Source organism: Deinococcus psychrotolerans, from assembly GCF_003860465.1.
Lineage (GTDB): Bacteria > Deinococcota > Deinococci > Deinococcales > Deinococcaceae > Deinococcus > Deinococcus psychrotolerans.
This window is the reverse complement of the sequence record NZ_CP034184.1, coordinates 506441-515055: the sequence shown is the minus strand read 5'-3', so window position 1 is coordinate 515055 and position 8615 is coordinate 506441. Positions and strand designations below refer to the sequence as shown.

General features: G+C 61.7%; 10 protein-coding genes. All 10 read right to left on the bottom strand.

Features of this window, described 5'->3' with window-relative positions:
• Positions 1-87: 87 nt before the first annotated feature.
• The 10 genes from EHF33_RS16185 to EHF33_RS16150 all read right to left on the bottom strand — a co-directional run bounded on the left by EHF33_RS16185 (position 88) and on the right by EHF33_RS16150 (position 8603).
• Complete coding sequence (locus EHF33_RS16185; protein WP_124874022.1) at positions 88-312, bottom strand: hypothetical protein; 225 nt, start codon at positions 310-312, stop codon at positions 88-90.
• The gene (locus tag EHF33_RS16180) at positions 293-763 is read right to left on the bottom strand and encodes a hypothetical protein (RefSeq protein WP_124874020.1); all 471 of its coding nucleotides are present in this window, start codon (positions 761-763) and stop codon (positions 293-295) included. The genes EHF33_RS16185 and EHF33_RS16180 overlap by 20 nt, the downstream gene beginning before the upstream one ends.
• Positions 721-927, bottom strand: coding sequence for an NADPH-dependent FMN reductase (locus tag EHF33_RS21585; protein WP_277425539.1), 207 nt, complete (start codon positions 925-927; stop codon positions 721-723). Before EHF33_RS21585 ends, EHF33_RS16180 begins: the two co-directional genes overlap by 43 nt.
• A 499-nt stretch (positions 928-1426) precedes the next feature.
• Positions 1427-1885 carry a transposase family protein gene (locus EHF33_RS21985; protein WP_241191350.1) on the bottom strand — a complete coding sequence of 153 codons (459 nt, stop codon included), beginning with the start codon at positions 1883-1885 and terminating at the stop codon, positions 1427-1429.
• Positions 1822-2127 carry a helix-turn-helix domain-containing protein gene (locus EHF33_RS21980; protein ID WP_241191349.1) on the bottom strand — a complete coding sequence of 102 codons (306 nt, stop codon included), beginning with the start codon at positions 2125-2127 and terminating at the stop codon, positions 1822-1824. The genes EHF33_RS21985 and EHF33_RS21980 overlap by 64 nt, the downstream gene beginning before the upstream one ends.
• 322 nt (positions 2128-2449) lie before the next feature.
• Positions 2450-2584 (bottom strand): DUF1211 domain-containing protein, encoded by a 135-nt coding sequence (locus EHF33_RS21570; RefSeq protein WP_241191348.1) that lies wholly within the window; start codon positions 2582-2584, stop codon positions 2450-2452.
• Positions 2585-2586: 2 nt separating this feature from the next.
• On the bottom strand, positions 2587-3249 hold the full coding sequence (locus tag EHF33_RS16165; RefSeq protein ID WP_124874018.1) for an alpha/beta hydrolase: 663 nt from the start codon (positions 3247-3249) through the stop codon (positions 2587-2589).
• A 12-nt stretch (positions 3250-3261) separates the two neighbouring features.
• Entirely contained in the window at positions 3262-4230 is a 969-nt protein-coding gene (locus tag EHF33_RS16160; protein WP_124874016.1) for a ring-cleaving dioxygenase, read from the bottom strand.
• Positions 4231-4431: 201 nt separating this feature from the next.
• A complete protein-coding gene (locus EHF33_RS16155; RefSeq protein WP_164473573.1) occupies positions 4432-5970 on the bottom strand; it encodes an MFS transporter in 1539 nt (512 codons plus the stop codon).
• A gap of 230 nt (positions 5971-6200) precedes the next feature.
• Positions 6201-8603, bottom strand: a complete 2403-nt coding sequence (locus EHF33_RS16150) for a phosphoketolase family protein (RefSeq protein WP_124874012.1) — start codon at positions 8601-8603, stop codon at positions 6201-6203.
• Between the last annotated feature and the right edge of the window lie 12 nt (positions 8604-8615).

Here is an 8615-nt window from a genome sequence, read left to right as displayed (position 1 = left end):
CCGGCTCAAGACCGCTTCGAGCAGACACGCTGGGGTCTGCCTTGGGTCTGCTGGAGGCTGAGCAGTCTGAACGCGGTCGGTGGCCGCCTAGATTAAGCGGTGCTGGAATTCGGTAAAGGGCTGCTGGCTCCATCCAGCAACATGAAGTTGCTCCAGCATCGCGGGAAGTGTTGAGCCTGAAGGTCTGGTGGTGCCGAGAAGTTTACCGCTGGGCATCTGCACCATCAGCAGCTTACCGCCAAGTGGGATAAGGCCGAAGGTGCGAGGAGTGGCGGTCAGAAGAAAGGTCAGGTCAAGCGGCATGGTCGTCATAAGCTCCTTGTGGCGCGGCGAGGGGTTGGACGCTGAGGGCGCGGACAGCATTCAGATAGGCGTGCATCCCCTGGAGACGGGCGAGCATCGTGTGAACGTCTGGGTCATGACACAGGGTCACCGGGTCGAGGTCTTGCAGCGGCACGAACACGCCGCCGTTCGGCAGGCAGATTCCCCGGACTGCTTGATAGCCCCAAGTCCACAGCACAGGCTGCGGGGCATGGCAAGTCAGCCACGCCTCCCAGACCGGACGTGCAGCCAGGTGGCCCGGTAACTCGGCTGTCAACGCACCGAGATGTTCGGGTTGGGTGTAGAGGTCCAGACGATGGGCCGCCGTGCCGATCCGGCCCTTGAGATGCAACGGCGCAGGCCCCCACTGGCAGTGCGCCAGGTTCAGACCTAGGTGCGTCAGCGACGGAAGTCTCGGGTGGAGCAGGGGAGGGGAGAGCATCGCCCTGCCTTACCCGACTCGTTCGGGTGAGGGTCTGACATTGATCGGACATGGAGTAAAGCGCAAGCACCGCCGGGAACGCTGTAGTTGTACTCGGGTGTGGCAATCAGCAGGGCGTCGGTGGCCTGAGTGGCGTCTTTCAGCGCATGCACGCTTTCGGCCACGCCCTCGGCCTCGGTATAGGCGTTTTAGAGCGAGATGTCACCCAGCCGCTCAAAGAATCGGATGTTCAGCCCATCCGGGGCGACCTCCTGTGCCGCATGGAGCAGAGCGCAGTTATAAGAACCTTGGCGGAGGTAAGAATGGTCGCCCAGTACAGCCACGGAATCAGCAGGATCACACATTCCAGAGAACCACCAACAGCGCGGCGACGTAGGGAAAGAACCACAGTGCGTCCGTCCGCCCGATCTTCCTGACCTGATCTGCCGGTGTGTTACTGGACAGCAGGTGACGGTGGGAACTGACGGTGAATCATGTCAGGTTGAAGCCGAGGTTGACCAGCATGGACAAGCCGCTGTAGTAGACCAGACCTGCCACTCCACCGGCAGGCTTACGGAGATACGCGGTGAGCAGCGTAGTGGCGAATGGAACAGCCGCCCCCAGAAGCATTAACAGGCCATTTGCCAGCAACAGGGCCTCGTTGCAGTAGACCTCTTGCGAAAGTCATGATTGGCAGGCTCGCGTGAGGTTGCAGAGGGCTGCAATGAGCTGAGCTTGGAGAGCAAATCGACGACGTCGATGTCGATAAATGCCCTTCAGAACGCGAAAAACTTTCATGCGACGGATCACGTGCTCTATCCCTTGACGGGTATGTGTTAATTCCCGGTTCTCTTGACGCTGTTCAGCAGAGAGAGGCGACGCCCGCGTCGCCTTGTGCGTGGTGATGGCGTGCCCGTGGCTTCTCCACAAGCCCTGATACCCGGCATCTCCGACCAAGGCCGTGTCGTGAGGAAAGCGCACGCCAGATTGACGGAAAAGCTTCAGATCATGAATCGCCCCAGCACTCGTGGCTACGCCTAGGATCTGCTGCGTCACGGTGCAGATGAGCAGCTGAAACTTCAGGGTGTGCTGCTTTTGCTTGCCGCTGTACCAACGACGCTGCTGTCTTGTGCAGAACGGCACCTATCGGGCCTGCACGCTTTTTTAGGTCGTTCGCACGGCACTTCAGAGGCATCGACTGCGACAATGCTACAGACGATCTGCGCTTCTTGAAACACGCGCTTTTTGGGCATTTGGAATTGGGCGCTGGTGATCAGCGCTGCTTCGACACGCTCCACCGTGCACCGCACGGTGGGTTCATGGACACCCCAGTCATTGCCCAGGTGCGCGAACGTACGGTATTCACACCAGAATTCTAGAGTCATCAGGAGTTGCTCAGCTACGCTGAGTGCCGCTGGGCGGCCAGATTTCTTTTTCCGTCCCTCTCATTCAGTTAGGACGGCTTCCATCTCAGCGAAGGTCTCAGGATATACCCCAGTGTGACGACGGAATTGCTTGCGGTTCATCTTCAACGTGCGTGTCAGGCGTTCTCGCTCCACCCCGCAAGCTTAGCCTGCGACTTTCGCAAGAGGTCTAGTGAATCCGCCAGAAGATCGCGTGGTGGTTGATTCAGATGATCAAGACCGAGAGAAAGCTTAGCGCGTAAGCCAGGTCGACTGGTCACTGTGCACTCAGAGGGTTGGTCAGTCAGCGGACACTGACATTCCCCCACAGTTCTGGCACGGTCAGATCCAAGCTGAGCAGCGTGATCACGGTGGCAAACATGCCGTCGCTGAACACCTCAATCCGCCCAGTTCCTTTCTCGTCATTCCGGCGAGTCACCCTCATGTTCGCTGTGGATGTGTGGCCAGGCGCAGCGTCTGGTCTCGGAGCCACCCGGCGGTCACTTCAAGGTCTTGCGGCGTCAGCTCATGTCCCGCCTCAAGCCAGTGCTCCTGAACATCGGCATGCATCCGGCGCAGGTAAGGTGTCAGCGACTCCGCCAGGGGCCGGAAGGGATCGCGTTTGCCGTGCACGAGAAGTACCGGCATCCCCTTCAGGTCGATCTGTGGTGGGGCGTCAAAAGGCATCACCGGGCGCAGCAACACCGCTCCAGCAAATGCGGATGGCCAGCGAACGAGACTTGCCAGGGCGATATTGGCTCCATTGGAGTACCCCAAGGCGATGACCTGCCGTCCATCTAAGCCGTAGAGGATGACCGCGTCCTGCACGAACTGAGCCAGTGCATCGGCCTCATCCATAAGATGTGTCTGGTCATACTGGGTGGCGCTGAAGCGGCGGAAGAATCGGGGCGATCCCTCCTCCAGCGACCGGCCCCTGACACTGAGTAGATTCGCTCCCGGGGCGAGTTGCTTTCCCAGTGTGAGCAGCGACATTTCATCGCCGCCAGTGCCATGCAAAAGCAGAAGGGTCAGGGCGTCGTCACCAGATTCAAAGCGGTGAATCCAGTTCAGTTCGGCGGTCGTCTGGTGCACGCTGCTGGTCATTTCTCAACCTCCTCAGTCGACGGGCTTGAGACCGGCCAGGATCTGTGCCCGTCTGCTCTCGAAACGGGGCGGTAAAATGGTCTTCTCTCCCAGCGTCGCCATATCCTCGTCCACCCCGAAGCCAGGGCCATCGGTGGCAATCTCGAACAGCACACCGTTCGGTTCGCGGAAGTACAGGCTGCGGAAGTAATAGCGGTCCACCTCACCGCTGCTATGCAGACCGAAATGGCTGAGGTGCTCGTTCCAGGCATGGTATTCCTGTTCGTTGGGCGTCCGGAAAGCAACGTGATGTACCCCGCCCGCGCCGGATTGAACTGGAGACATATCAGGGCGCACTGCCACGTGCAGTTCTGCGTGCGGGCCACCTGCACCCATCTCGTAGACATGCACGGTGTGCGCGGGACTCGTCGGATCCGGGTATTCGCGTACCGGACGCAGATGCATGACCTGTTGCAGCACTTTGTCCGTATTGGCCAAAGTCGGAATGGTGATGGTGATCGGCCCTAGACCGCGTACCTGATACTCGGCAGGCACCGGGCTGCGCTCCCAGGGAACAGGCGGATCGCCTGCCCCACCGTCCACCACGAGAGCCAGCCGCTGGCCCTCCGGATCCTCAAAATCGAGGGTGAGCCGCCCGCCGCGTTCGGTGATCTCCGCGTGCTGAATACCAAGCTCCTGAAAACGGCCCTGCCAGTACCGCAGACTTGCCTCGTCCCTGACGCGCAGGGCAGTACAGGTCACGCTGTGGCTCCCCCGGCGCTCGCGGCCCACCGACCAGTCGAAGAAGGTAAGGTCCATACCAGGCGTACCGACTTTGTCAGAGTAGAAGAGGTGGTAAGCGCTGGTGTCGTCCTGATTGACGCTGCGTTTAACCAGGCGCATGCCCAGATCCTGGGTGTAGAAGCGTTTGTTTTCACGAATGTTGGCGGACACGGCGGTCAGGTGGTGGATGCCGCTGAGTTGCAATTCGGGAGTAGGCATGATCAGGCTCCTTGATAGTCTTTCGATGAACGTCGTTGATTGTGTTTCCGAATGGAACTGATTGAGGAAGCGTCCATGTTAGCCTGACAACCGCCGTCTGCTTTGTCCAGCTGAAACCGCATTCCGTCCCCGAATGCCGTTTTGCTTTGTGCAGCGGCGCTGAGGTGTCGAATGCCATATGAAGCACCGACAGATCTCGTTTCATTCTGATGGTCGAGCCATGCGCCTGCGCCCAGCCAAGAAGAAGAACCCAGCTGCCCCGCCTAACACGCTGAGCGCTCCCGCTGAGAACGTCACATTGCGAAAAGCGTCACCAAACGCGGCATTGACGGCCCGTCTGGTCGATGGGGCCGCGCTGTCCGGTAATTTCAGATCGGTCAGGCGGCTGGCCTGCTGTACGGCGCTCTGGCGAGTTTCGGCGCTCGCTCCGGCAACTTCCAGACGGGTGGTTAGGGCGCTCCGGTAACTGCTCACGAGCAGCAGTCCCAGTGCGGCCACGGCCAGCAGTCCGGCGGCGCGCGATACGGCGTTGTTGACCCCACTGGTCACGCCGCTCAGCTCGCGTCCCGCGCTTCCCATGACCGCGCTGGAGAGCGGCGCAACCGTCAGTGACATGCCCAATCCCAGCACCAATGCTCCTGGTAAGATGGCCGTCCAGTAACCGCCGCCGCTCCAGTTGCGCCCGAACCCCAGCAGCGCGAAGCCCACCCCAGCCAGAATCGGCCCGGCGGTTAGGAAGAGTCTCGGGCCGTGCTTATCGGCCAGTCCTCCGAACCACCCGGACAGGCCAGCCAACAGAAGAGACAACGGCAGCAGCGACGCCCCAGCAGCGGTGGCGCTGTAGCCCAGTGAGCCGATCAGGTACAGCGGCAGATAGAGCCCCACCGCTCCTAACGCTCCGTAAAGCAAAAAGGTCAGCAGGTTGGTTCCAGCGAAGACTGGATTGAGAAACAGCGTCAGTGGCAGCATGGGTTTCTCAGTGTGCGCCTCGTGCCACAGGAAGGAGACAAAACCCACAGCGGATACGCCCAGCGAGATCCAGGTTAGAGCGTCCCAACCGCTTGCTCCCGCCCGCGTCAAGGCGTACGCCAGCCCGCCCAACCCCGCCGTGATGCTCACAGATCCCAGCCAGTCCGGACGTGCGCCGGGGGTCTGCGTTTCAGGAACGCGCCGCAGCAACCACAGCACCATCACGGCCAGCGGCAGGTTGATGAAAAACACCCAGCGCCACGAACCCGCGTCCACCAGCAGCCCGCCAATCACTGGTCCCAGCAGGGTCACCACTGAGCTGGCCGCGCTCCACAGGCCTACGCCTCGCCCGCGCCGTGCCGGGTCAAACACTGCCCCAATCATGGCCAAGCTGCCGGGCACCAGCAGCGCCGCGCCGATCCCCTGGAGTGTCCGCGCTGCGATCAAGGACGGCAGATTGGGAGCCAGGCCGCAGGCCAGCGAGGCCAGTGAGAAGATCACTACCCCGATCCCGTAGATTTTCTTGCGCCCGTAAGCGTCCCCCAGCGCACCCCCGGTCAGGGTCAGCGCCGCCAGCAGCAACGCGTAGGCGTTGACCACCCACTGCACCCCCGCCGCCGTGGCATTCAGATCGGCCTGAAGAGACGCCAGGGCGACGTTGACCACACTGCCGTCCAGGAAAGCCAGGCTGGAGCCCAGCACCGTTGCCGCCAGTGTCCAGCGTTCCGCAGAGGTGAGCGGGGTGGGTCGGGCGGCGGTCTGCTCAGTCATGACGGCTCCTGGGTAAAGATGAGGTGGGGGCGCGGCAGTTGACAGTTCGGTCAGGTTCATCAAACTCTACGATCACGAACGGCTCGGAAGGCTAGGGAAGACAAGTTCCCGCCCCCCGCTCACAGATACGGCCAGACACGGCACCCTGACGTGGTACCCGCATTCCCACATGTACTGAACGCCAAGTTGGGGGAGCACAACCGGTCCAGCAACTGGCCTGGCCCGCGCCTTCATCCGCTGCGCTCACCTGACCCAAACGGCCAGCGCCAGTTCAGCACTTCGGGTATGTCCTGGCCCGTCTCACGCACGTACCGGCGGTGCTCGGTCAGCTTGTCCTGAAAAAGCTGTTTGACGTCTGCTCCGATTTCTTGGAGTCTCGGTACATGGTCAATCACGTCGGTGGCCAGATGAAAGCGGTCAAGGTCATTGAGCACCGTCATGTCGAAGGGCGTGGTGGTGCTCCCCTCCTCCTTGTACCCGTGTACATGCAGGTTGGCGTGTCCGTGGCGTCTGTAGGTCAGGCGGTGGATCAGCCAGGGATAGCCGTGATACGCAAAAATGATGGGTTTATCCCGGGTGAACAGGCTATCGAAATCAAGATCGGACAGGCCGTGGGGATGCTCGCTCTGCGGCTGCAAGGTCATCAGATCGACCACATTGACCACCCGGATGCCCAGATCGGGGAACTGCTCGCGGAGCAGGGCCACAGCGGCCAGTGTTTCCAGGGTCGGCACATCGCCCGCGCAGGCCATCACCACGTCAGGTTCCACCCCCTCACTGGTTCCGGCCCATTCCCAGATACCCAGTCCGGCGGCGCAGTGCTTGACTGCCGCGTCCATCTCGAGCCACTGTGGGGCGAGCTGTTTGCCAGCCACCACCACGTTCACGTACTGGCGGCTGCGCAGACAGTGGTCCATCACCGAGAGCAGGCAATTGGCGTCTGGCGGCAGATACACCCGCACCACACCTGCTTTCTTGTTCATCACGTGGTCGATAAAGCCTGGATCCTGATGCGAGTTGCCGTTGTGGTCTTGCCGCCAGACGTGCGAGGTCAGCAGAATGTTGAGTGACGGGACAGGCCGCCGCCAGTGCAGGGCCGAGCTGGTCTTGAGCCACTTGGCATGCTGGTTGAACATCGAGTCGACGATGTGAATGAACGCCTCGTAGCATGAAAACAGGCCGTGCCGCCCGGTCAGGGTGTAGCCTTCCAGCCAGCCCTCGCACAGATGCTCGCTCAGCACTTCCATCACCCGCCCGCCGCGTTCCAGATGCTCGTCGGTGGGCAGCAGGGCTTCCTCCCAGGTCTTGCCACTGACCTCGTACACGCTGTCCAGGCGGTTGCTAGCGGTCTCGTCCGGTCCGAAGAGCCGGAAGCGGGTCATGTTGGCCTTCATCACGTCCCGCAGGAAGCCGCCCAGCGTGCGGGTCGCCTCGCCGTCCACACTTCCAGGGTGCGGCACCGCCACGGCGTAGTTGCGGAAGTCCGGGAGTTCCAGACCGCGCGTGAGCAGACCGCCGCCGCCGTTGGCGTGTGGATTGGCTCCCATCCGGCGCTCCCCGCTGGGGGCCAGGGCGGCCAGTTCAGGGATCAGGCGACCTGTTTGGTCAAAAAGTTCTTCCGGACGGTAGCTCCGCATCCAGGCTTCGAGTTGCCGCAGGTGTTCCGGGTTCTCGGCCAGATTCGCCAGTGGCACTTGATGCGAGCGCCAACTGCCCTCGGTCGGCTTGCCGTCCACGGTCTTGGGTCCAGTCCAGCCTTTGGGGGTTCGCAGCACAATCATGGGCCAGCGGGGACGCTCAGCGCTCCACTCACGCCGCGCCCGCCGCTGAATCCCCTGAATATCGGTCCAGACCTGCTCCAGGGTGCGGGCCATCTGCTGATGCACGTCTGCCGGATCTGAACCCTCCACGTAATAGGGCTGGTGACCGTAGCCGCGCAGCAGGGTATCCAGTTCCTGAGGCTCCAGCCGGGCCAGAAGCGCCGGATTGGCGATCTTGTAGCCGTTCAGATGCAGAATCGGCAGCACCGCGCCGTCGGTCACGGGGTTCAGGAATTTATTGCCGTGCCAACTTCCGGCCAGCGGCCCAGTCTCCGCCTCACCGTCGCCGATGACGCAGGCCACCAGCAGGCCGGGATTGTCGAACGCTGCGCCGTAGGCGTGTGCCAAGCTGTAGCCCAGCTCGCCGCCCTCATGAATTGATCCCGGCGTCTCAGGCGCGACGTGGCTGGGAATGCCGCCGGGAAACGAGAACTGCTTGAACAGCCGCCGCATGCCCACCTCGTCTTGTGAGACGCCAGGATAAATCTCACTGTAGGTGCCTTCGAGGTAGGTGTTGGCGACCATGCCGGGGCCACCGTGGCCGGGACCGGCAATGTAGAGGATGTCCGCGCCCTGCTCGCGGATTAGACGGTTGAGGTGGACATAGATGAAATTCAGTCCCGGTGTGGTGCCCCAGTGCCCCAGGAGGCGGGGCTTGATGTGTGCGAGGGTCAGCGGCACATTCAGGAGTGGATTGTCCAGCAAGTAGATCTGCCCCACCGAGAGGTAGTTGGCCGCCCGCCAGTAGGCATCAAGCAGGTGAAGTTCCTGCGGGCTGAGTGGGTCTGGATCGGTGATCATTGGACTGGTCATGGTGGCCTCCTT